The organism is Alcanivorax sp. 97CO-5 (genome assembly GCF_000524665.1).
Classification (GTDB): domain Bacteria; phylum Pseudomonadota; class Gammaproteobacteria; order Pseudomonadales; family Alcanivoracaceae; genus Alcanivorax; species Alcanivorax borkumensis.
Genome location: NZ_KI965888.1, coordinates 102998 through 125166, shown reverse-complemented (window position 1 = coordinate 125166; position 22169 = coordinate 102998). Strand labels below are relative to the sequence as shown.

Below are 22169 nucleotides of genomic sequence, written 5' to 3'. Positions count from 1 at the left end.
CTGTCATTCATGTCCATAAAATCCGTGTATCGCTTCAGCCTGATTATGGCCAGCCTGCTTCTCATAAGTGGCTGCATGACCTATCGCTATATCCCTGGAGAGAGTAACGCTGCGTCCACCAGTGAGTCCTCTTCCCTGCCAGTGACATTGCTGGTGCAGCCGCCACAGCTGAACAGCAAGAGCCCCTACTTGAGTGATGCTGAATGGCAGAAGATTCAACCTGTACTTGAAAGCACCGCCAGCGGTGAGCTCGATACATGGTCCGCCGCCAATGCTCCGGTTCGTTCTCCCACACTGACCTACAATGTGGAAAACGATACAGCCAAAACCAACTGGGGCTCTTTTTTCCTTTACATTGTCACCTTGAGCCTGGTCCCTGCCAGCTACGAAGTCGGCTTCGAAAGCGAGATGACCGTAGAGGCCAATGGCCAAACGCTGTTTCGATCAGAGTCGCAAGGCGCTCTTCGCCGCTATTTATCTGTCTACTTCCCAACGCCTTTGTTCATCGGCAAAACCGACCCCAGCCACGCCTCCAAGGAAATGAGCCAGTCCATGCTGACCAGCCACCGTAGCGAGCTGGGCAAGTGGGTCGCCACTGAAAAGCAAACGTATGATCAGGAAATCGCAGGCAAAGACATACTCGAGCAGCGCCAGTGGCTGATCGATAATCCCAGCAGCCTGTTTGCCGGTGACATTCTCGGCAATCTGGCCAGCCACACGCCGCGTCGTGACACCCTGGGCTGGCACCAGGAAAACGTGTCCCTGTTCCCGGGCTACCTGGCCTTCCTTTCTGAAGAGGATGCGCTGTGGTTTGTCGGGCCTGATGGCCAGCGGGTGATTGATCTGGTGGACGCTGTCAAGCGTGGCACCAGCCAGTCAATCCTGGCTGCCCAGGTGGAAACACAGGGCCCCTATAAAGTGTTCAGTGATGAGGAGATCCGTCGCCTGCGCAAGAGCGGGCTGTCCAACGACCTGATTGCCGCCATGATCCGCAGTAACGCACAGCAGTCCGCACCGGCCTCCAGCGTTGCCAGCACGGCCCGCACCTCCCCTCAGGATAACGTGGCCGCCCTGCTTATTCCGGACAATAGCGGTGAATACATGAACCCCTGGACCAGCGATGGCGTGCTTGCAGAGTGGGTCGACAAGGCCATCAATGCCAAAATGGGTAGCGCTATTGGTTCTGCCGCCGGTGCCTATGCGGCGCAGAAAGCGCTGGATAACGTTCCTTTCGTTGGTGGCTTCCTGGGCTCCAAGGTTGGCAAGAAAGTCGGCCACTCAGCCGCTATCAGCGCTTCCGGCGGCATGGAATACATCCGCGAGACGTCCGATCAGTCCTTTCGCAACCTGGATGACATGGCCCGCTACCTGAACGCCGTCCATGCAAACAACGGCAACTTCCAGGATGCCGTCAAGGCCGCCGATGCCATCTACCCCGGATTGATGCAGTCCCTGGCTTCCACGCAGTAATCCACTTCGCAGCGTCCCCGCAACGCAGGGGCAGGGGCAGCGCTGCACGCCGCTTGCCCCCTTTCGTTTACTCTCCCCAAGTCCCAGCTTACCCGGCGCCAGCCCAGCGTTACGCTACAGCGCGGCGGCGGAAATTTGTTAAGGTAAAACGGAGGGATCACAGGGAAATCCTGATGGATATCCAACAAAAACAATAGGATGCACTGATTGGGCGCATCTATGAAACCGCCCTGACACCGGGGTGATTGGACATTATTACTGCCCTCTTTTTCAGTTTTGTAGGCAAGAACCTCGCCGCCCCGTTATTACCGATGACGATTAAACTTTCAGGAAGTCGATAATGCTCACGCGCTATTTTCGTTTCGTAAAGAATACTATTGCAGGTTCTTTTTATTCTCTTTTTATCTGAAGTATCGTAGAACGGGTGTATTTCAAAATAATCCGTTGATACTTCAACGCCACCACCGTTCGACTTCATCATCTTTTTTCGGAACGAATCGGGAAATTTTACCCCCAATTCATTTTCGGTATTTGCTATATATTTCTCATCCACTGGAAAAGGCACCGAATTCCATCAGTACAAACAGGTTGAAAAGCTCACTGGCGTGAAATTCTACTTCGCTACGCCTCATCACTCATGGGAGCGAGGCAGCAATGAAAATGCGAATGGGCTAGTACGACAACATCTCCCGAAAGGAACAAGTATGTCGGAGCTGACTCAGATTGAATGTGACAGGATCGCAGGCAAACTTAATAGTCGACCAAGAAAGAGACACAACTAAAAAACACCAGAAGAAATCTACAATGTATTCTAATCTGAATTACTGTCGCGGTTAAAACTTGATACTAGGCATTTGACTCATCAATTTCATTGATTATTTCTTCTAAACGACCATCCCCACAACCGAACTTATTTGCATCAAAGACATAGTACAGGTAACCCTCATTTACTACATTTTGATAGCCAATAATTGCGGCCACATCTGGATAAACAGCTAATGCTTCAATAACACGACTTGCATAATTGACGGCAGGGATCTTCGTCCCCTCGACAGCTGCTACTCCGTGCTCAACTACCGCATCAACTGCATCGTAAATATTATCTCCGTGCCCATAAATTTTCATGTCTATCCTTAACGCCTCAATAACCGGCGCAGCTTTTCTGCATCCGGAGCCTAAAAGGCGCGAAGTTGATTGACTTGTTAGCCATTTTTATCGCTTTTGGTTTGTTTATTTATTTCTAGTTTTTTAATTATCTCCATTACTATTTCATGAACATTGACTGGGTATGGATCGGCCCCAACTTTTGAATAATCCCTTGCCGCAAAGAGTCTACTAGCAACCTCAATCTTTATTTTATGTTGCTCGTCAATTGGTAGTGAAGCTATATACGGGCTAATGGCTTTTAGGTCTAACGAGGTTTGCAAATGGTTATACTGCTGCTCTCTATGTTTGGCTGATTCTCGGGCAAGATATGCTGCAGGCACTGAAAGCATAATAGCTAGAGCAATACGAAAAACAGAATTCTGCCACTGGAATTCGGTAGTTGTTGTTTCCCAAAAAGAATAACCGACAACACCAACGATGAAAGCCATGCAAGCAAGAGATGAATACCTTAACCAATTTGCCGTTGTCTTTTCTTCGGCTGAACTTGTTTCAAAATCACCAGCAACTGCTCGACCTGAAACATGTCCTAGAATATCGTCTATTTGTTGTTTTTTAGCCTCTACTTCAGCCAATGATTCTTTATACAAAGACGTTATTTTTTCTATTTCAACTTTTACATCGCGCTCTATTTTCTCAATCCGGTTGAGTAGATTATTTGCGTTGGACTCACTTTCAGTTAGTAGCCTTTTTATTCTCTTGTCATGCTCTAGGTGATCATTGGCAAGCTTTTCCATATTATTTTTAACTGACTTATAGCTAGCTAATGATAGATTAGAGTCTTTTGAATTAATGAACTCCATTGGTTGAGTTTCAAGAGGACTGTTTTCTACCCAATGTCTGAAAGAAGATGCCTTATCTAGTAGAACTGAACCAAGGGTTTTCATTTGGTTATCTGCTTCTTTGAACTGAGCTATCCCTTGACCAATAGTTTGCCCGTATACTGCAACTGATTTTGCTGAGCTAGCAATTTTTTCGATATCTTCATTGTCTGTAGAAGTTGAATACGTATCTAGATGCATGTAGAACGATTTAAAACCATCTCTTATCTTTTTAGAAACAGCAATATCACCAATGTAATCCTTTAATTGATCTACATGATCTTTGAGTTCGGCTACTTTTTCATCAAATTCAATTAGTGTACTTTCCATTACTTCCTCTGTAGTTAAGCCATGGTTCGGAGTAGATGGCTAACGCCTGCCATAACCGGACCCAAAAAGCAGAGCGACGAAGGAGCGGCGCTTTTTGGGTCCGGTTATGGCCTTGTTATGCGCCACCATACGTTCCGGGTGCAATGCACCACATGAAAGATTGAACATCAATCATGTCTCTTGGTTTCAACTCCGATATTTCAGACCTGATATATTCTGAAAAGCCAAGAACCGACTTGTAAGTGAGCCAATTCAACTGCGGCTTGTAATTTACCTCGTAACCACACAATTCTGACGAGTATTGCGTAATTGTTGGTTTTACAAACATGTGTTTTTCAGGGTGAACAATGAACAGGAAATAGGTTGCTGTTGTCCATTTAGCCGCATCAATATTTTCGAGTACCTTAGCAAAAGCAACAAACCGATTCTCTAATTCTTCTTCACTATAGAGCAGCGAGTACAGCGATTTACTGAATTGCTTCTGCGCTTCCAGAGATTGCAACCCATCCTTTAACGACATTTTCTCATTCGGAAAAATTAGATTCGTTGAGTTGGCAACCTTTAGTGCGCGTTTCACTATTTCGGAATAGTCTTCGGATTCCAATAGCTGGAAATAAGTCTCTTGATCTAAAAGATCACTCGCTAAGGCATGAGCTTTATCTTTGTAATCTCTTTCATGCTCTTTAAATTTTTCTCCGTAAAAGCCTTGTGGAAATTCCTCTAAGAAAAACTGTATGGATTGAGGGAGGCTTTGATATTTGATGCCGCTTAAGGATTTGCTGATTTTGAGATTATCAAGGACAGCGTTATTTGCCTCGTTACCTTCTACTTTGATTGGCTGAACGTATTGTAGAGATAATGTCTTTTCTCCGGCGCCAACAAAGAACACACGGACTGTTGCTCCGTTACTATTTTCGACAACCTCACCAAGCCCCCAGTCTTCTTTGGTTGGGTGCTTGACTCTATCGCCTTTCTTATATTCCATGCGTTGCCCTCTTTTTCGCATAACGCCCCGCGCAGCGGGCAAATTGTAACGACGGAGGAGCGAAAATTTGATCCGCCTGCCACCGCTTGTTATATGAAGCCCACATAGTGAAAGCAGGCCATAGCAGACACAGCAAAGACAAGCACTCCAATACCACTCACCCAAGCACCTTCATGGCTTTCTGTTTTCCAACCATATCTATCTGCACCTCTGGGATAAGCGCCCAACGTGAACATTTTCACCACAGGCCAGCCAAGATAGTAAAAGAAAAACTCAAAGAGAATATTTACAAACACATAACCAAGAGCCCTTCCAAGCCCTCTGAGGAATCCTTCAGCTAAATCTTCCATGACCTCCCCCCATATAATGCTAAAGCATAGCAGCGGCTGAAAGCCGTCCGGTGGCCGTAGGCCACGAACTGCTGCGCCTTGTTATGCGGTTACTTGGAACTGAATTCGATTTCAAAATTATCCCCATCCCATAGGGTAACTTTTCCGACCCAGTCTTCTCGGACGTGAAACTGATTTTTTAGTTTGCTTGCGTCATCTCCACGACGGATAGCATTTTCATCATTGGTGCGAGCTATTACCACGCGGACTGGCTGATTAGTTGCGTAGGCTTTCTGAATGCGCTCCCGGAACTCAGCATTACCATGCCCAGACCATCGATTAACCTTGTCTATGTATGAAATCTTGCCATTAGTCGGCGGCGTAAAAAATTGATTCCAAAGGCTGACGACCAACTCACCTTCTGTATTCTCTGCAGAAACTGACCAATTCACATTCTTCAACGTAGCGCCATATTTAGCAAAGCAGTCTTTAATGCCCATTCTCAATCCTTAGAGTCTCGGTGCTTTAGCACACCGGCGCTAACGCCCAAAGCAGGCGCGCCGCTTTTTGGCGTCGCCCTGCCTTTGTTTGTTAGATTTATCCCTGTTCATTCAGTCGAATTCTCTCTACGACAAAATCAGCAATTTGTTTATCATTGAATCGATTCACATCAATATACCCATCATGTGCAAATACGCCCGGTATATCTGAATCATCAGAACGAACAAACATCAGCGAATGATCGCTTTTGTTATTGATAATTTCACGAACAGCTCTCCACTCGATGCCACACCACATTTTTTTCTCGTAGTCCTTTGACAAGAAGACAACTACTAAATCTGAGTTATTTAAATAAACAGTTTGAAGAAGGTTGTCTAAATTGGGCCTAGCTAACTGGGCAGTAAAGTCGTCGTCATAAAAAACTGCACCCGACGGCAGCTCATCTTTTACCAAAGCCACAATTTCTGACACGCGATCGCGTAGCTCACCGGGAAATGAAAAAGCAGCTTTAAATCGAAGTTCTTCCAATTTACCTGTATTACCTTCAGGTCGAACAAATTTCGGATCAATTAGCCCTGCTGAATGGAGCCTCTCGAAGAGATCTTCATCTTTGACAGCCCAATGGGTTCTGTAGGTTTCAGACTTCCTGTAATCCAGAAGATTTAAAATTGGTTCTAAGGAAGAAAACGCAATTGGTTCAATATCTTGTTCGAACTCGTACTCAATGAACAATGTTGGGCCTCTTTCCTTGATGGAGCGTATGTAACCTACTCGTACATCATCATCGGTACCCTCGTAAGCAAACAAGCAGGGAAAGGACTTTAATAGTTCAATATTTTCAGCGGTAAAATTCTTAAAGAGAGCTTTTTCCTTGTCATTGGAATATTCTAAAAACCTACTTTTATCGTACTCATATGCAGGCAAGTCCCAAACACCTGCGCGAGCAGTAACTAAAAGGTTATACATACTTCCTTACTCTCCTGAAAATCTAACGCTTTTGTTTAGCGGCGCCCCCTCAAGGGCGTCCGGTGGAGGCCGCAGGCCGGAACGAACTACAACAATTTGTTAGGTTTTGGCTTCATTCGTGGGGCGAACCCGATTATCAGTAATAGTTTGCTTTAAATATGTTGGTGCATGCTTGAGCGCAGCCATTCCCATCTCTTTTCTTATATCGTTCCGCAGAGCATTGACGAGGTCATCCGCACTGTAATGATTTTTTCCGGTAAGTTGCCTAACAAAAATATTTGTAAGCTCCGCCTCCTCCTCTGTTCCATAGAGATGCACCGTTGCAACAGCGTGTTCAAATTCCCGGGTGTAATCGTCGAGCTCCCCAGCCGCATTTATGCGAACAGGCCGACCACCATCTATTCCTACGCGGACAAAGGTATCGTAGGCAGCAGCCAATTGAGATACGCGTCGCTCACGACGAAGTGCTACTTTGTTCTGGACAATTGAGAAAGCCCAACCACCAAGAACAACGATGTTGGTAATTGCCAAGCCGATGTAGAAATCTAAAGGAGACATTTTCGAAACCTAACAGCGTATTCAGTCGAACGATTCGACATATCTTTTTTCGACATAATTCTTAACAGGCCACCGTATATAATTCCGATAAACCCATAGCATTTAGCAACTTACCCAAGAAGCGAGAACCTTTCGCATCTGACAAAACTCGAACGAGCGGCCTATTTCCGGGGACTCCATGCACATTTAAGTCGCAATCCGAACCAAAGATCAATGACTTAGCGAATTTTGAGATATCGCCTACACGCATTTGCGCCCCGTTCTGTTGAGCACGGGTTTCCATAGCCCAAGCCAGCTATGGGTAAGGAGAACGCTATGAGTAATAGAGCCACAGATATTCCGGGTTTCATTGCTGACAAGCCCGTAAATCTACTTGATCAAGCCCGTGGCTGGCTGCGCAAAGCCATTCAATAAATGGCGGCTATGGTTTCACCAGCGGTGCTCCTGTGTAGAGGGTTTTCATAGCCACAAAAAAGCCCGGCTTAGCCGGGCTTGCGCTGTTCATTCATAATTAACCGCTTACCGCTTTCTCCGAATGGCTCACCAGCATTCCTTCCTCTACAACAAACCCAATAATTTTCTCCAGCCCCTCCACATCATTTCTTAAATTGGAAAACGCCCAGGGCTTTTGTCCGCGCATGCGGTTGGTGTCTGATGCCATGATGTCGAGATCGGCGCCCACCATCGGTGCGAGGTCGATTTTGTTGATGACGAGCAGATCTGACTTGGTAATGCCGGGGCCGCCTTTTCTCGGGATTTTTTCGCCGGAGGCCACATCGATGACGTAGATGGTGAGGTCCGCCAGTTCCGGCGAAAAGGTGGCGCTAAGGTTGTCGCCGCCGCTTTCCACAAACACTACGTCCAGGTTGCCGAATTTACGCGCCAGGTTTTCTACTGCGGCCAGGTTCATGGAGGCGTCTTCACGGATGGCCGTGTGCGGGCAACCACCGGTTTCCACACCAACGATACGTTCCGGTTCCAGAGCCTGCGCTTCGGTGAGGATGCGCTGGTCTTCTTTGGTATAAATATCGTTGGTGACTACGGCGATGTGGTAATCGTCGCGCATGGCCTTACACAGTTTTTCCAGCAGGGCCGTTTTTCCGGAACCTACTGGGCCGCCGATACCAACGCGCAGGGGGGATTTATAATCGGTTGTCATGGTTGTCTCCGTTGTGTGGTGCCTATCGAGGTGTTGGGCTTCACGTGTAAGCACGCTCCCACATCAATTTTTCACGGCTGTGCTGCCGCAGCTGCTTTGTTAGATGCTCTTCTTTGTTTGGTGCCCTTCTTGAACCTGCCTTATGATCGGAAGAGCCGGCAGTATTGGGTTTCGTGCAGGCAACTGGCGATGGCCATGGCGGGAGAGGAGGAGCCAATATCGTCGTCATCCATGGCCAGGGCGTGCTGGGTAATCGCGGCCAATTGATCACTGAAACGATAGAGCTCTCTCTGCCCATCACTCTGGCCAAGAGGAATTAACTTCACGGCCACGATCACCATGTTTTCCAGCCAACTCCATAGGTAACCGTTGAGCGCTTGCTGCAGCTCGATGCCCCAGCGGGCACTCGCCAGGGCGAAACCTGCTAATTGGGTTTGCGCCAGCGCATGGCGCCATTCGGGTTGCTGCAGCTCTGGCCAATTCGCAGCGTCTGGGAGCCTGTCCAGTACCATGGTGAGGGCGTGGCCACGCTGACATTCTTCCGTGCGTAGCTCACGGGTTTCTCGCCAGGCCAACAGGGTGTGCGCCCAATGGGTAAAGGCTTCACGATCCTGATGGCAACTGGCGTGATGGAGCCGCGCTAGTACCGGTAATTCCAAGGTTTGGACGCTGCTTTGCAGCAGGGATTCGAGCCAACAATGCAGGTCATCCGCATTTTTGATCCAGCCACACTCCACGGCCCACTCCATGCCTTGCGAATAGGTAAAGGCACCGATGGGCAGTGATGGGCTGATCAATTGCTGCAAACGAAAGAAGGCGCTGTTATTCATGAGGCGATCAGCCTGCCAGCAGCATTAACGCGAGGGCGGCACCCCCAGCCACAATGGCGCGCAGAGCGGGAGCAATTCGCTGTAACTGCTGGCCTAGCACCAAGCCGGCTACCATTAGCACCATAGAGCTGACGAAGAAGCCTGACGCAAACCCGCCCATGCCACCGCTCATTTCCACCCCGTGGGCCCAGCCGTGCGCGCCCAATAGAACAGCCACCACGCAAGCCGCCTTGCCCCGCGAGCCCGCTGGAAACGCCAACGCTGCGGCGAACGACAACGCTGATGCGGTAATCAACCACTCCATGGCCACATGGCCACCCAGTGCCACGCCGCCAACAAAGCCCGCCGCCAAACTAACGCCTGCAGCAATCAACGCGAAGCGTTTTTCTTGCAGGCGAATACCGGCCAGTAAGGCGCCGAACAGCACTAAGGCCACAAGGTGATCCATGCCGGTAATTGGATGCATGAGCCCGGCGGTAAAACCGCCATGAACGTGGCCGCCTTCGCCGGTATGGGCCATCGCGGCCATGGGGCTTATGGCAAGCCCACAGGTAATAACAGCAGCGGTAAGCTTGTGTTTTGTGTTGTTCATGCTGTGCTCCTTTAACGTACCAGTGCCCTTTGGCACCGTGAGAAATCAGTGGTTGTGAGTGTGCGAGTGTGGCTTTTCGTGGGAATGGCTGTGCGCATGGCCATGGGAATGGCCACCGCCTTGCTGATAGGCACCCGCTTCCGGTTCGAAGGGGGCCTGCTCAACCTGTACGTCCACGCAGGTGTCGGCGCCCGGAAGCTGACGCACCATGTCGTCGAGCACATGGTCGTGCTGGTAACGAACAAAGCCGGTTTCGATCTGCAGCGGAACGTGACGGTTGCCCAGGTGATAGGCCACCTTGGTTAGCATCAGTGCATCACTGCAAACAATGGTGGAAACGGTTTCGTTGGCGGCCAACACCTTGACCAACTCTCCGTCTGCATTGGTAAGCACATCCCCACCGCGAAGCAGGGTGCCTCGCTCTAGGAATAGGCCCACGCCTTCGCCGGATGTCAGCTGCACTTTTTGCCGGCTTTTGATCCGTGCATCGAGCGGTAGGCTGAGGGTTTTTAGTCTCGCCGGATCGATTTTTTCCAGCGCGGCGGTATCGGTAATTTTTTTCGTCAGTTCGATCATGCTTGTCTCGTAAACAATGCGTTAAAACAAGAAATAGCGCTGCGCCATTGGCAACACTTCCGCCGGTTCGCACGTTAGCAGCTGGCCATCGGCACGTACTTCATAGGTCTGTGGATCCACTTCCAGATGTGGCAGCCAATCATTGAGCAACATGTCTTTCTTTTTCACTGTGCGGCAGCCTTTCACCACACCAATGCGGTTGGCTAATGTGAGTTGCTCAGGGATACCCGCATCCATGGCGGCCTGGGAAATGAAGGTCATGGTGGTGGCTTGGCGAGCCTTGCCGTAGGCCCCAAACATGGGGCGGTAATGAACTGGCTGGGGTGTAGGGATGGATGCGTTAGGGTCGCCCATCTTGGCCATGGCGATCATGCCGCCCTTAATGATGAGGTTGGGCTTTACCCCAAAAAAGGCCGGGCTCCACAGTACCAGGTCGGCGAGCTTGCCCACTTCCACCGAGCCGATTTCATGGGCCATGCCGTGGGCTAATGCCGGGTTTATGGTGTACTTGGCTATGTAGCGTTTGGCGCGAAAATTATCATGTTCGGATGGGTCGCCTTTTAGGGAACCGCGCTGCACTTTCATCTTGTGGGCCGTTTGCCAGGTGCGCATCACCACTTCGCCCACACGCCCCATGGCCTGGGAGTCTGAGGCAATCATGGAGAACGCACCAAGATCATGAAGGATGTCTTCCGCGGCAATGGTTTCGCGGCGAATGCGGGATTCAGCAAACGCTACGTCTTCTGGAATACTCGGATCCAAATGGTGACAGACCATGAGCATATCGAGGTGCTCATCGGCGGTATTCACCGTGTAAGGTCGCGTCGGGTTTGTGGACGAAGGCAGCACATTGGCAAGCCCAGCAGCGCGAATAATATCCGGCGCATGGCCGCCCCCGGCTCCCTCGGTGTGATAGGTATGGATGGTGCGATCTTTGAACGCGGCGATGGTGTCTTCCACAAAGCCGGATTCGTTCAAGGTGTCGGTGTGGATCGCCACTTGAGTATCCGTTTCTTCTGCAACCGAAAGGCAGTTGTCGATTGAGGCGGGGGTGGTGCCCCAGTCTTCGTGCAATTTCAGGCCAATGGCGCCGGCGCTGATCTGTTCGCTCAGGGATTCCGGCAAGCTGGCGTTACCTTTGCCAAGGAACCCCAGATTCATTGGAAAGCAATCCGCCGCTTCCAACATGCGGGCCATGTTCCAGGGCCCGGGCGTCACTGTGGTGGCATTGGTGCCGGTGGTGGGCCCGGTGCCGCCCCCGATCATGGTGGTGACCCCGGATGCTAATGCTTCGTCGATCTGCTGCGGGCAGATAAAATGGATATGCGAATCAATCCCCCCCGCCGTAATGATGCTGCCTTCACCAGCAATCACATCGGTGCCAGGGCCAACAATGATATCCACATTCGGTTGCACATCCGGGTTACCCGCCTTGCCAATGGCCGCAATTCGCCCGTTCTTTATGCCGATATCCGCTTTAACGATTCCCCAGTAGTCGAGGATCAAGGCATTGGTAATGACCAGGTCCATAACCTTCGCCGAAGGCAGCTGGGATTGGCCCATGCCATCACGAATTACCTTGCCGCCGCCAAATTTCACTTCGTCACCATAGACGGTGAAATCTTTTTCTACCTGGATCCACAGATCGGTATCGGCCAGGCGTACCCGGTCACCTGTGGTGGGCCCGAACATGTCGGCGTAGGCTTGTCTGGACATTGTTGCCACGATGATTCTCCTGTTCTTGCATCTACCGGCTGGTTATCGGCAGCCTTTCCGAAATGCGGTGTTGTACAGGCGCCGGCCTGCTTCCCATGGCGCGATTTTCACGGGCAAGTTCAGCCCTAATTCAAAGCGGCCCCATGACCTTGCCCTGAAACCCGTACACTTTTCTTTGTCCTGCATACGCCACCAGCTCTACTGTCCGGCTCTGCCCTGGCTCAATGCGCACGGCGGTGCCGGCCGGAATATTGAGCCGGAAGCCTCGGGTTTTTTCTCGGTCGAACTGCAGGGCATTGTTAGCTTCATAGAAGTGGTAGTGAGAGCCCACCTGAATGGGACGGTCGCCCGTATTGGCCACTTCCACGCTGAGCGTTTCCCGCCCAGGATTGATCTCGATGTCGCCGTTCTGAATAGCGTATTCGCCTGGAATCATTTGGCTTCTCCTATAGCGGATCGTCTTAAACGATGGGGTCGTGAACCGTTACCAGTTTGGTGCCATCGGGAAAGGTCGCTTCCACCTGCACTTCATGGATCATTTCTGGCACGCCTTCCATCACATCCTGACGCTTGAGCAAGGTTCGCCCTTCGCCCATCAATTCGGCGACCGTTTTGCCGTCGCGAGCACCCTCCATAATGGCGGCGGTGATATAAGCGATCGATTCCGGATAGTTAAGCTTAACGCCACGGGCCTTGCGCCGTTCGGCCAGCAGCGCGGCGGTAAAAATTAACAGCTTGTCTTTTTCTCTGGGTGTCAGTTCCATGCTTTACCTTTTTGCCTTTCCTTACACCGTTATCAGGTGTTCCAGATTCGCGGTATCACCGCCGGTTTATTCAGGGTGGCCTGACGCAATAATTGCCAGACGGGAAGCATCAATGCTTGAATTTTTTCACAGCGAGTGCCGAGCACACGCATGACCAGAATGTCGTCAATCAGGGTGAGGCCGCAGGGCATGTCGGTGGCCTGCTTTTCAATGCATTCACGGGCCTGCTCCAGCAACCCCTCATTACTCCCCGTGGCTACAAATATTGCCTGCATGGGGAAATTACGCAGCCCAGAGGCCGCATTGAGGTGGCTGGGCTGATCCACCTTAAGGCGTTCAATCAGCAGCGGTTTACGGTCGCGGCTAATACGAAAACGGGCGTCGATTTTTCCCTCGTGAAACACTTCACTATTAACCGGCCGACCCAAGCAGGAAATTTCCCAGCCCATAAAATGGGCATCCCCGTGCAGGTCGATCCGGGTGTCCATCTGTACCCGTGCCCCAGGGAAGAAAATATTTTCTTGGGGAAACCACTCCAGTGTCCCTCCTGCCTGAACGGTGAGCGTTTGGCTCACATGGGCGGTTTGCCCAGCGCTGCGGTAAAACTTGGTTGCCCCAGGGGTAGTGAGTAAGCCATGGGCCTGGCTCGATGCGGTAATGCTGATATCCAGTCCATCACCACCCACAACCCCCCCTGGTGGGTGCAGTAAATAGATGTGTGCGGTGTCCTGCTCTGGGTAGAAAGGGCGCTGAACGCGCAACGGGCCATAATGGTGCAATTCGGCCATGACGGTTTTCATGCCGCGCCCAGTTATGGCGCACTCAAGCTGCATATGCAGTTTTGCTTGCCATCCCTTATGCCTGCCTGTGGCCTTACTGTTCTGCCGGCCCGCTGCTACCGGTTTCTCTACGCTCACTGGCCTGGCCCCTTTGCCTGCTCTTTATCATGCACCAAATTTATGCAGCTTTTGTGCCACCTGCTGAAATAGAGGGCGGCTTATCCCTTATAAGGGCCGAGACTTGTAGAGGGGCCATCACCCTAAGAGCGTTAGCGCGATCCATGGTATTGATTCTTATGCGCCACCCCGTGCCCGTGGTGGTATGCAATGGCACTGGAGATAAAGCGGCAATAAAAAAAGCCCGGCGATTGCCGGGCTTTTTTTGTATTGCCTTGCGGGTGGCGGCTATTCCACCGTTACCGACTTGGCTAGGTTACGAGGCTGATCCACATCGGTGCCGCGCAGCACCGCCACATGGTAGCTAAGCAACTGCAGCGGTACGGTATAAACGATCGGGGCTACAGTGTCGGGCACTGAGGGCATGTTTAACACATGAATCCCTTCCCCTTCTTTTACGTGAGCATTCTTATCAGCAAACACATAAAGCTCACCGCCACGGGCACGGACTTCTTGCAGATTGGATTTCAGCTTTTCCAACAATTCATCATTGGGGGCCACCGACACCACCGGCATTTCGCTGTCCACCAAGGCCAACGGGCCGTGTTTAAGCTCTCCCGCTGCGTAGGCTTCGGCGTGGATGTAGGAAATTTCCTTGAGCTTAAGGGCTCCTTCCAAAGCCACCGGAAATTGCACGCCACGCCCCAAAAACAGGGCGTGGTGTTTTTCCACAAACGCCTCTGAAAGTTTTTCGATGGGCTTGTCTAACGCCGCCGCCTGCTCGATCAAATTGGGCAGCTGACGCAGTTCTTCCAGAATTTTTTCGATCTCGCTGTCGGCCAGGCCTTTTTGGCGGCCCAGCGCTAACACGAGCATCAACAACCCAACCAGTTGAGTGGTGAAGGCCTTGGTGGAAGCTACCCCGATTTCCGGACCGGCTTTGGTGAGAAAAACCAGTTCTGATTCACGCACCAACGATGAGCTGTCCACGTTACACACAGCCAGGCGACCCACATAATTGGGTGACTGAGTATCACGCAGCGCTGCCAAGGTATCGGCGGTTTCACCGCTTTGGGAAATGGTGACAAAGAGAGTGCCTTCTGGCACCACGTGCTTGCGGTAGCGGAACTCACTGGCTACTTCGACCTGGCAAGGAATACCGGCAATGTCTTCTAACCAATAACGGGCCACCATACCTGCGTGATAGCTAGTACCGCAGGCGACGATTTGAACGGTTTTAACCTTATCGAAAATAGCAGGCGCTTTTTCACCGAAAGACTCAATCAGGCTAGCCGGGCTATCAATGCGATCTTCCAAGGTTTTCTGAATAGCTGCGGGCTGCTCGAAAATTTCCTTCTGCATATAGTGGCGGTATTCGCCCTTTTCCGCATCTTCATGGGTGCCATCAAACTCGTGAGCTTCGCGTGTTACCGGCTCACCTGCTGCATCCACTATACGCACGCTATTAGTTGTAATTTCTGCCTGGTCACCCTCTTCCAAAAAGATGAACCGGTTGGTTACTGGTAACAAGGCCAGTTGGTCGGATGCGATATAGTTTTCATCAATCCCCAGGCCGATGACCAGCGGGCTACCAGAGCGCACGGTAACCAACTTGTGCGGCTCAGAAGCATGAATAACACCCAGTGCGTAGGCACCATCGAGTTTCTTTGTGACCGCTTGCACGGCGTCGAAAAGATTCAATCCGTTATCCAGCGCCTGATGCACCAGATGCACAATCACTTCCGTATCGGTTTGGGAGTTGAACGTATAACCGCTGGCTTCAAGCTCGTCTTTGAGTGCCTGAAAATTTTCGATGATACCGTTATGCACCAGGGCCAAATCATCACCGGACATATGCGGGTGAGAATTAGGCTCCGAAGGCTTGCCGTGGGTAGCCCAGCGCGTGTGGGCAATGCCGGTGAAACCCTGGGTTTGTGCTTCCAGGACCGCCTCTTCCAACCCGGCCACTTTTCCCTGACGACGGACACGACTGATGCCCTTATCGTTGAGCAGCGCGACTCCCGCACTGTCGTAACCCCGGTACTCAAGTCGCTTGAGACCAGTGATCAAAATATTGGTCACATTCCGCTGGCCAATGGCCCCAACAATTCCGCACATAAATGCTCTTCCTTACCCTTTCTTGGGGCGCTGCCAATTAGCCACGTTGCGCTGTTGCGTTCGAGCAACCGCTAGGCCGTTGTCGCCCACATCCTTTGTAATAGTGCTGCCCGCACCTACAGTGGCATTTACGCCAATGGTGACTGGAGCAACTAGAGAGGAATTGGAGCCAATGAACGCTCCGTCTTTCAGCACGGTCTGAAATTTGTTGGCGCCATCATAGTTACACGTAATAGTGCCGGCACCCACGTTGACGCCTTTACCTATCTCGCTATCGCCGATATAGGTCAGGTGGTTTACCTTGGAACCCTCGCCAATGTAGGACTTTTTGGTTTCAACAAAGTTGCCTATCTTCGCTTTGTCGGCCAGTTCTGTTCCAGGGCGCAAGCGGGCATAGGGGCCTAGCTGACAGTGTTCACCCACAATAGCACCGTCAATGAGTGTGTTCGCTTCTATGACGGTGCCGGCGCCGATGTTGGCGTCTCGCAGAATACAGTTAGGACCGATCACCACACCTTCTTCGATGGTGACATCTCCCTCTAAAATGACATTCACATCAATGATTACATCACTGGCGATCTGTACGCTGCCGCGAATATCCAGACGAGAAGGGTCCAGCAATGTTACCCCGTCACGCATCAAGGTTTCAGCCTGAGCCTGCTGGTAAATGCGCTCTAGCCTTGCCAATTGCACTCTGTCATTCACCCCGTCCACTTCCCAGCCTTCGTTGGGTTGCAGGGTTTGCACATTCAAGCCCGACTGTGACGCCATTGCGATCAGGTCAGTAAGGTAATATTCGCCCTGGGCATTATTACTGGAAAGCTTGGGCAAGCTTTCTTCTAGGAATCGCCGTGAACAGGCAAGAATGCCCGTGTTGATTTCCTGAATACTCAGCTCAGCTTCGCTTGCGTCTTTCTGCTCAACGATGCGCTGCACGTTGTTCTGACCATCACGAACGATACGGCCGTAACCGTTCGGGTCATCCAAGGTTAGGGTCATCAGCGCCAGGGTGCTATCGTCCACCGTGGCGACAAAGTCTTTTAGTGTTTCCGGGCGAATCAGCGGTACATCACCGTACAACACCAATACCATGTCTTCTTTTACATAAGGCATGGCTTGCGCAACCGCATGGCCAGTACCGAGCTGTTCAGCTTGCTCTGCCCAAGCCACTTGCTCACCAGTGACCGAGGCTTTCACCTGTTCGCCACCATGGCCGTATACGATGACGGTATTGGCTGGTTCCAGCGACGCTGCCGCGTCTACCACATGCTGCACCATTGGCTTGCCGGCCACTGCATGAAGCACCTTTGGCAAAGCGCTTTTCATCCGCGTCCCTTTACCCGCCGCCAGAATCACTACTGCTAGACTCATACCCTATCCTTGTCTTTTACATGCCGGTACCGTTATACCACTGTGCCGCCTCTGATTCGCACAGGACCTATTCCAACCGGGCGCTCACTATACGACAGAAACAAAAAAGGGTAGCACTTGGCTACCCTTTCCTGTGTTGAAGAATTGCAAAAGATACTTACCGCTTATTCTTCAATTGTTGAATGGCACGCAGCTGTGCAACGGCCTCTATCAGAGTTGCAGCGGCACGGGAGTAATCCATTTCGGAACTCTTGCCTTCCAACGCTTCTTTGGCACGGGCTTTAGCACGCTCAGCTTCTGCAGCGTCCATATTTTCAGCGCGTTCAGCCGTATCTGCCAGTACGGTCACCAGCTTCGGCTGCACTTCTAAGAAGCCACCGGATACGTAGAACACTTCTTCTTCACCATTCTGCTTCTTCACCCGTACCGGGCCCGGCTTCAGCCGGGTCAGCAGCGGGGCGTGGCCGGGCATGATACCGAGGTCACCTTCCACACCGGAAGCTACCACAATTTCAACCAAGCCGGAGAACAGCTGGCGTTCTGCACTTACAATGTCGCAATGCACGGTCATCGCCATTTGCTTGTCTCCCAGGTGCAGGTTACTTGCTACGCTTGTTGTAGGCTTCAATCACTTCGTCGATAGAGCCCTTCATGTAGAAGTCCTGCTCCGGGATGTGATCGTAATCACCGCCAAGGATGCCCTTAAAGCCCGCGAGGGTGTCTTTCAGGGAAACATACTTGCCCGGGGAACCAGTAAATACTTCGGCCACAAAGAACGGCTGAGACAAATAACGCTCAATCTTACGGGCACGAGATACAATCAGTTTATCGTCTTCTGACAGTTCGTCCATACCCAAAATAGCGATGATGTCTTTCAGCTCTTTAAAGCGCTGCAGTACGGTTTGAACGCCACGTGCAATGTCGTAGTGCTCTTGACCGATAACCAGCGGATCCAGCTGACGCGAGGTGGAATCCAGCGGGTCAATCGCCGGGTAGATACCCTTAGACGCGATATCACGGCTCAAGGATACAGTGGAATCCAAGTGCGCGAAGGTGGTGGCCGGAGACGGGTCAGTCAAGTCATCCGCAGGTACGTATACCGCCTGAACGGAGGTAATGGAACCGGTCTTGGTGGAAGTAATACGTTCCTGCAGAACGCCCATCTCTTCCGCCAGAGTCGGCTGGTAACCTACCGCTGAAGGCATACGGCCCAACAGTGCAGATACTTCCGTACCCGCCAGCGTATAACGGTAAATGTTATCCACGAAGAACAGTACGTCGCGACCTTCGTCACGGAACTTCTCGGCCATGGTCAGACCGGTCAGCGCTACACGCAGACGGTTACCAGGCGGCTCATTCATCTGACCGTACACCAACGATACTTTATCCAGTACGTTGGAGTCCTTCATTTCATGGTAGAAGTCGTTACCCTCACGAGTACGCTCACCCACACCAGCAAACACGGAGAAACCGGAGTGCTCAATAGCGATGTTCCGGATCAGCTCCATCATGTTTACGGTTTTACCAACACCCGCACCACCGAACAGACCAACCTTACCGCCTTTGGCGAAAGGACAAACCAGGTCGATTACCTTGATGCCGGTTTCCAGCAGTTCGTTAGTGGCTGCCTGATCCGCATAAGTAGGCGCTGCACGGTGAATCGGCATACGCTCTTCTTCACCGATGGGGCCCGCTTCATCAATCGGGCGACCCAGCACGTCCATGATACGGCCCAAGGTTTTGGTGCCCACAGGAACCTGAATCGGTTCACCGTTATCAGTCACGCCAAGGCCGCGCTTCAGACCTTCGGTGGAGCCCATGGCAATAGTCCGCACTACACCGTCGCCCAGCTGCTGCTGAACTTCCAGGGTAGTTTCAGTACCGTCCACGGAGAGGGCGTCATATACCTTCGGTACGGCTTCGCGTGGAAATTCCACGTCGATCACGGCACCGATGATCTGAACAATACGACCGCTACTCATGCTTGCATCCTCTTAACTTGCGTTTTTGCCACGTTAATCTGCTTGACGATTAAACCGCAGCAGCACCACCAACGATTTCGGAGATTTCCTGCGTAATAGCAGCCTGGCGTGCCTTGTTGTACACCAATTGCAGATCACGAATGATGTCACCAGCGTTATCACTGGCAGCCTTCATGGCAATCATACGTGCTGCCTGCTCACAGGCATTGTTTTCAACCACACCCTGATACACCTGAGACTCAATGAACCGCACCAGCAGTTCGTCGAGCAGCTCTTTCGGGGCTGGCTCGTAAATGTAGTCCCAGTGGCGCTTCAGCTCTTCATCACTACCCGCTTCCAGCGGCAGCAACTGAATATTCTTGGGCGACTGGGTCATGGTGTTCACGAATTCGTTGTACACGATGTACAAACGGTCGATTGCACCGCTTTCGTAGGCATCCAACATCACCTTGATGGAACCGATTAAATCATTCAGGTGCGGGGTATCCCCCAAGCCTGTGATATTCGCTTCCACATTGCCGCCAACGCTCTTGAAGAAAGACATGCCCTTGGAACCGACTACGCAGTAGCTGGTTTTGGCACCCTTTTCTTCCCATGCCTTCGCGCTTTTGACGACGTTCTTGAGCAGGTTCACGTTGAGGCCACCGCAGAGGCCCCGATCGGAGCTCACTACGATGTAGCCAACGTTTTTAACTTCCCGCTCTTGCAGGTAAACGTGCCGGTATTCCAGATCGGCGTTAGCCAGGTGAGCAACCACCTGACGCATACGGCTGGCGTACGGCTTACTGGCCGTCATACGCTCTTGCGCCTTACGCATCTTGGAGGCTGCTACCATTTCCATTGCACGAGTAATTTTCTTCGTGCTCTGGACGCTGGCAATTTTGCCTTTGATCTCTTTACCGCTGGCCATAGGAACGTTCCTTTATCAGCGAATTACCAGGTCTGGGTAGCTTTGAACTGATCGAGAGATTCTTTAATCTCAGCTTCGATCTCGCCGTTGTAGTCACCCTTCTCGTTGATTTTATCCATCAACGCTTTCTTTTCGCTGTTCATGTAGTCCAGCAGTGCAGCTTCAAAGGCGCCGATTTTTTCGACTTCCATACCTTTTAGGTAACCTTCGTTAGCGGCGTACAGCACAACACCCATTTCAGCAACGCTCATCGGGCTGTACTGCTTCTGCTTCATCAGCTCGGTAACGGCTTGACCATGCTCCAACTGCTCACGAGTAGAATCATCGAGGTCGGAAGCGAACTGAGCGAATGCAGCCAGTTCACGGTACTGAGCCAGAGCCAAACGAATACCACCACCCAGCTTCTTAACGATCTTGGTCTGGGCTGCACCACCTACACGGGATACAGACACACCGGCGTTCATCGCCGGGCGAATGCCGGAGTTGAACAGGTCGGTTTCCAGGAAGATCTGACCATCGGTAATGGAAATCACGTTGGTCGGTACGAAGGCAGAAACGTCACCACCTTGGGTTTCAATGATAGGCAGAGCGGTCAAAGAACCGGTCTTACCTTTCACTTCACCGTTGGTGAACTTCTCAACATAATCTTCGTTTACCTTGGCGGCGCGCTCCAGTAGACGGGAGTGCAGGTAGAACACGTCACCAGGATAAGCTTCACGGCCCGGCGGACGACGCAGCAGCAGGGAGATCTGGCGATACGCCCACGCCTGCTTGGTCAGATCATCATAAACGATCAGTGCATCTTCACCGCGATCACGGAAATACTCGCCCATGGTGCAGCCAGCAAACGGTGCCAGGAACTGCATGGAAGCCGGATCAGAAGCGGAGGCCGCAACGATGATGGTGTTTTCCATCGCGCCGTGCTCTTCCAGTTTGCGCACCACGTTAGCAATGGTGGACTGCTTCTGGCCGATGGCGACGTAGACACACTTAATGCCGGAGTCTTTCTGGTTGATAATCGCATCAACCGCCACGGCGGTCTTACCGATCTGGCGGTCACCAATGATCAGCTCACGCTGACCACGGCCGATTGGCACCATGGCATCGATGGACTTGTAACCGGTTTGAACAGGCTCGTTAACTTCACGACGCCAGATAACGCCGGGCGCTACCTTTTCAACCGCATCGGTTTGCTTGGCTTCGATCGGGCCTTTACCGTCAATCGGATTACCTAGAGCGTCAACAACACGACCCAGCATTTCGGGGCCAGTGGGGACTTCCAGAATACGACCGGTACAACGAACTTTTTGGCCTTCGGCTAGGCCCAGGTAATCACCCAGCACCACGGCGCCGACAGAGTCTTGCTCCAGGTTAAGGGCCATGCCGTAGATGCCGCCCTCAAACTCGATCATCTCGCCGAACATCACGTCGGCCAGACCATGAATGCGCACAATACCATCAGATACGGAAACCACCGTACCTTCGTTGCGTGCTTCGGTGGAGGTATCAAGTTTCGCAATGCGCGACTTGATAATCTCGCTGATTTCGGACGGGTTGAGTTGCTGCATCTCTAATCCCTCAAACTCAAGAGTTCAGTTGCTCTGCCAAGCGATTAAGCCGGCCGCGCACACTGCCATCAATTACGGTATCGCCGGCTCGCACCAGCACGCCCCCAATCAAAGATTGGTCGACGGAAGTTGTGACATTCACTTCCGTACCAAGGCGTTTCTTAAGCGCTGCTACCAACTTGTCGGTAGCAGCATCGTCCAACTCGAATGCAGAGATCATCTCCACATCGGTGAACTGCTGCTGTTCGGCCAGAAGCTCGTGGAACAGTTGCAGGATGATCGGCAAAAGCGGCAAACGCTTATTCTGCGTTAGCTGCGCAACAAAGTTGCGACCGCTTTCGTCCAGCTCATCACCACAGACTTCTGCAAAAGCAGAAACCTTGGTGGCGTCATCCAGTTCCGGCTGGTCAAGGTAGGCACGCATGGAGGCATCACCTGCCACTGCTGCTGCCAGGCCCAGCATCTTCTCCCACTGCTCCAGGGCATCGTGTTCTTTAGCGAACACAAATGCGGCCTTGGCGTAGGGGCGTGCGATGGTGGTCAGTTCAGCCATGGGTTACCCG

At 51.7% G+C, this 22169-nt stretch carries 24 protein-coding genes and 1 pseudogene; 2 read left to right on the top strand and 23 right to left on the bottom strand.

The features are described 5' to 3' along the window. Positions 1-9: 9 nt before the first annotated feature. Positions 10-1470, top strand: coding sequence for a hypothetical protein (locus Y017_RS06620; RefSeq protein WP_035459766.1), 1461 nt, complete (start codon positions 10-12; stop codon positions 1468-1470). A gap of 217 nt (positions 1471-1687) precedes the next feature. Here Y017_RS06620 and Y017_RS06615 read toward each other — a convergent pair whose 3' ends face one another. Then, the gene (locus tag Y017_RS06615) at positions 1688-2023 is read right to left on the bottom strand and encodes an SMI1/KNR4 family protein (RefSeq protein WP_051428719.1); all 336 of its coding nucleotides are present in this window, start codon (positions 2021-2023) and stop codon (positions 1688-1690) included. Between the two features lie 7 nt (positions 2024-2030). On the opposite strand from Y017_RS06615, the pseudogene Y017_RS15030 reads away from it, so the two are divergent. Next, positions 2031-2252 (top strand): annotated as a pseudogene (locus Y017_RS15030) (IS30 family transposase); the annotation flags it as partial. 64 nt (positions 2253-2316) lie between these two features. Here Y017_RS15030 and Y017_RS06610 read toward each other — a convergent pair. From Y017_RS06610 to Y017_RS06505, 22 genes are all read right to left on the bottom strand, one after another. Next, positions 2317-2595 (bottom strand): hypothetical protein, encoded by a 279-nt coding sequence (locus Y017_RS06610; RefSeq protein ID WP_035459764.1) that lies wholly within the window; start codon positions 2593-2595, stop codon positions 2317-2319. 77 nt (positions 2596-2672) lie between these two features. Beyond that, positions 2673-3785, bottom strand: a complete 1113-nt coding sequence (locus Y017_RS06605) for a hypothetical protein (RefSeq protein ID WP_051428718.1) — start codon at positions 3783-3785, stop codon at positions 2673-2675. Positions 3786-3900: 115 nt separating this feature from the next. Then, a complete protein-coding gene (locus Y017_RS06600) occupies positions 3901-4770 on the bottom strand; it encodes a DUF3553 domain-containing protein (RefSeq protein WP_035459762.1) in 870 nt (289 codons plus the stop codon). 89 nt (positions 4771-4859) lie between these two features. After that, entirely contained in the window at positions 4860-5120 is a 261-nt protein-coding gene (locus tag Y017_RS06595; protein WP_051428717.1) for a hypothetical protein, read from the bottom strand. 89 nt (positions 5121-5209) lie between these two features. Continuing rightward, positions 5210-5599, bottom strand: a complete 390-nt coding sequence (locus Y017_RS06590; protein WP_035459761.1) for a hypothetical protein — start codon at positions 5597-5599, stop codon at positions 5210-5212. Positions 5600-5696: 97 nt separating this feature from the next. Beyond that, positions 5697-6566, bottom strand: a complete 870-nt coding sequence (locus tag Y017_RS06585; protein ID WP_046962238.1) for a TIR domain-containing protein — start codon at positions 6564-6566, stop codon at positions 5697-5699. Positions 6567-6665: 99 nt separating this feature from the next. Beyond that, entirely contained in the window at positions 6666-7124 is a 459-nt protein-coding gene (locus Y017_RS06580) for a hypothetical protein (protein ID WP_011589585.1), read from the bottom strand. A 511-nt stretch (positions 7125-7635) separates the two neighbouring features. Next, positions 7636-8283, bottom strand: a complete 648-nt coding sequence (gene ureG, locus Y017_RS06575; protein WP_035459758.1) for an urease accessory protein UreG — start codon at positions 8281-8283, stop codon at positions 7636-7638. Positions 8284-8423: 140 nt separating this feature from the next. After that, complete coding sequence (locus tag Y017_RS06570) at positions 8424-9113, bottom strand: urease accessory protein UreF (RefSeq protein WP_035459755.1); 690 nt, start codon at positions 9111-9113, stop codon at positions 8424-8426. Positions 9114-9120: 7 nt separating this feature from the next. Continuing rightward, a complete protein-coding gene (locus tag Y017_RS06565; protein WP_051428716.1) occupies positions 9121-9705 on the bottom strand; it encodes a HupE/UreJ family protein in 585 nt (194 codons plus the stop codon). 45 nt (positions 9706-9750) lie between these two features. Continuing rightward, positions 9751-10281 (bottom strand): urease accessory protein UreE, encoded by a 531-nt coding sequence (ureE, locus tag Y017_RS06560; protein ID WP_035459752.1) that lies wholly within the window; start codon positions 10279-10281, stop codon positions 9751-9753. A gap of 21 nt (positions 10282-10302) precedes the next feature. Next, the gene (gene ureC, locus Y017_RS06555; protein WP_287963387.1) at positions 10303-11997 is read right to left on the bottom strand and encodes an urease subunit alpha; all 1695 of its coding nucleotides are present in this window, start codon (positions 11995-11997) and stop codon (positions 10303-10305) included. A 130-nt stretch (positions 11998-12127) separates the two neighbouring features. Further along, complete coding sequence (locus tag Y017_RS06550; protein ID WP_011589991.1) at positions 12128-12433, bottom strand: urease subunit beta; 306 nt, start codon at positions 12431-12433, stop codon at positions 12128-12130. Positions 12434-12458: 25 nt separating this feature from the next. Next, positions 12459-12761 carry an urease subunit gamma gene (gene ureA / locus Y017_RS06545; RefSeq protein ID WP_035459747.1) on the bottom strand — a complete coding sequence of 101 codons (303 nt, stop codon included), beginning with the start codon at positions 12759-12761 and terminating at the stop codon, positions 12459-12461. A 32-nt stretch (positions 12762-12793) separates the two neighbouring features. Next, complete coding sequence (locus Y017_RS06540) at positions 12794-13549, bottom strand: urease accessory protein UreD (RefSeq protein ID WP_197017548.1); 756 nt, start codon at positions 13547-13549, stop codon at positions 12794-12796. Between the two features lie 396 nt (positions 13550-13945). Then, positions 13946-15775, bottom strand: coding sequence for a glutamine--fructose-6-phosphate transaminase (isomerizing) (glmS, locus tag Y017_RS06535; RefSeq protein WP_035459744.1), 1830 nt, complete (start codon positions 15773-15775; stop codon positions 13946-13948). 12 nt (positions 15776-15787) lie between these two features. After that, on the bottom strand, positions 15788-17146 hold the full coding sequence (gene glmU / locus Y017_RS06530; protein ID WP_035459741.1) for a bifunctional UDP-N-acetylglucosamine diphosphorylase/glucosamine-1-phosphate N-acetyltransferase GlmU: 1359 nt from the start codon (positions 17144-17146) through the stop codon (positions 15788-15790). A gap of 157 nt (positions 17147-17303) precedes the next feature. Next, positions 17304-17723: a F0F1 ATP synthase subunit epsilon gene (locus Y017_RS06525; RefSeq protein ID WP_011589996.1), complete on the bottom strand. Its 420-nt coding sequence runs from the start codon at positions 17721-17723 to the stop codon at positions 17304-17306. 22 nt (positions 17724-17745) lie between these two features. Beyond that, positions 17746-19128 (bottom strand): F0F1 ATP synthase subunit beta, encoded by a 1383-nt coding sequence (gene atpD, locus Y017_RS06520; protein WP_011589997.1) that lies wholly within the window; start codon positions 19126-19128, stop codon positions 17746-17748. A gap of 49 nt (positions 19129-19177) precedes the next feature. Next, positions 19178-20038 (bottom strand): F0F1 ATP synthase subunit gamma, encoded by an 861-nt coding sequence (gene atpG, locus Y017_RS06515; RefSeq protein WP_011589998.1) that lies wholly within the window; start codon positions 20036-20038, stop codon positions 19178-19180. A 23-nt stretch (positions 20039-20061) separates the two neighbouring features. After that, positions 20062-21606: a F0F1 ATP synthase subunit alpha gene (atpA, locus tag Y017_RS06510; RefSeq protein ID WP_011589999.1), complete on the bottom strand. Its 1545-nt coding sequence runs from the start codon at positions 21604-21606 to the stop codon at positions 20062-20064. Between the two features lie 16 nt (positions 21607-21622). Further along, positions 21623-22159, bottom strand: a complete 537-nt coding sequence (locus Y017_RS06505; RefSeq protein ID WP_011590000.1) for a F0F1 ATP synthase subunit delta — start codon at positions 22157-22159, stop codon at positions 21623-21625. Positions 22160-22169 lie beyond the last annotated feature (10 nt).

Coding starts and splice junctions, on each gene's coding strand:
- Y017_RS06620 (WP_035459766.1), top strand. CDS start 10: ATGTCCATAAAATCCGTGTATCGCTTCAGCCTGATTATGGCCAGCCTG.
- Y017_RS06610 (WP_035459764.1), bottom strand. CDS start 2,595: ATGAAAATTTATGGGCACGGAGATAATATTTACGATGCAGTTGATGCG.
- Y017_RS06605 (WP_051428718.1), bottom strand. CDS start 3,785: ATGGAAAGTACACTAATTGAATTTGATGAAAAAGTAGCCGAACTCAAA.
- Y017_RS06600 (WP_035459762.1), bottom strand. CDS start 4,770: ATGGAATATAAGAAAGGCGATAGAGTCAAGCACCCAACCAAAGAAGAC.
- Y017_RS06595 (WP_051428717.1), bottom strand. CDS start 5,120: ATGGAAGATTTAGCTGAAGGATTCCTCAGAGGGCTTGGAAGGGCTCTT.
- Y017_RS06590 (WP_035459761.1), bottom strand. CDS start 5,599: ATGGGCATTAAAGACTGCTTTGCTAAATATGGCGCTACGTTGAAGAAT.
- Y017_RS06585 (WP_046962238.1), bottom strand. CDS start 6,566: ATGTATAACCTTTTAGTTACTGCTCGCGCAGGTGTTTGGGACTTGCCT.
- Y017_RS06580 (WP_011589585.1), bottom strand. CDS start 7,124: ATGTCTCCTTTAGATTTCTACATCGGCTTGGCAATTACCAACATCGTT.
- ureG (WP_035459758.1), bottom strand. CDS start 8,283: ATGACAACCGATTATAAATCCCCCCTGCGCGTTGGTATCGGCGGCCCA.
- Y017_RS06570 (WP_035459755.1), bottom strand. CDS start 9,113: ATGAATAACAGCGCCTTCTTTCGTTTGCAGCAATTGATCAGCCCATCA.
- Y017_RS06565 (WP_051428716.1), bottom strand. CDS start 9,705: ATGAACAACACAAAACACAAGCTTACCGCTGCTGTTATTACCTGTGGG.
- ureE (WP_035459752.1), bottom strand. CDS start 10,281: ATGATCGAACTGACGAAAAAAATTACCGATACCGCCGCGCTGGAAAAA.
- ureC (WP_287963387.1), bottom strand. CDS start 11,997: ATGTCCAGACAAGCCTACGCCGACATGTTCGGGCCCACCACAGGTGAC.
- Y017_RS06550 (WP_011589991.1), bottom strand. CDS start 12,433: ATGATTCCAGGCGAATACGCTATTCAGAACGGCGACATCGAGATCAAT.
- ureA (WP_035459747.1), bottom strand. CDS start 12,761: ATGGAACTGACACCCAGAGAAAAAGACAAGCTGTTAATTTTTACCGCC.
- Y017_RS06540 (WP_197017548.1), bottom strand. CDS start 13,549: ATGGCCGAATTGCACCATTATGGCCCGTTGCGCGTTCAGCGCCCTTTC.
- glmS (WP_035459744.1), bottom strand. CDS start 15,775: ATGTGCGGAATTGTTGGGGCCATTGGCCAGCGGAATGTGACCAATATT.
- glmU (WP_035459741.1), bottom strand. CDS start 17,146: ATGAGTCTAGCAGTAGTGATTCTGGCGGCGGGTAAAGGGACGCGGATG.
- Y017_RS06525 (WP_011589996.1), bottom strand. CDS start 17,723: ATGGCGATGACCGTGCATTGCGACATTGTAAGTGCAGAACGCCAGCTG.
- atpD (WP_011589997.1), bottom strand. CDS start 19,128: ATGAGTAGCGGTCGTATTGTTCAGATCATCGGTGCCGTGATCGACGTG.
- atpG (WP_011589998.1), bottom strand. CDS start 20,038: ATGGCCAGCGGTAAAGAGATCAAAGGCAAAATTGCCAGCGTCCAGAGC.
- atpA (WP_011589999.1), bottom strand. CDS start 21,606: ATGCAGCAACTCAACCCGTCCGAAATCAGCGAGATTATCAAGTCGCGC.
- Y017_RS06505 (WP_011590000.1), bottom strand. CDS start 22,159: ATGGCTGAACTGACCACCATCGCACGCCCCTACGCCAAGGCCGCATTT.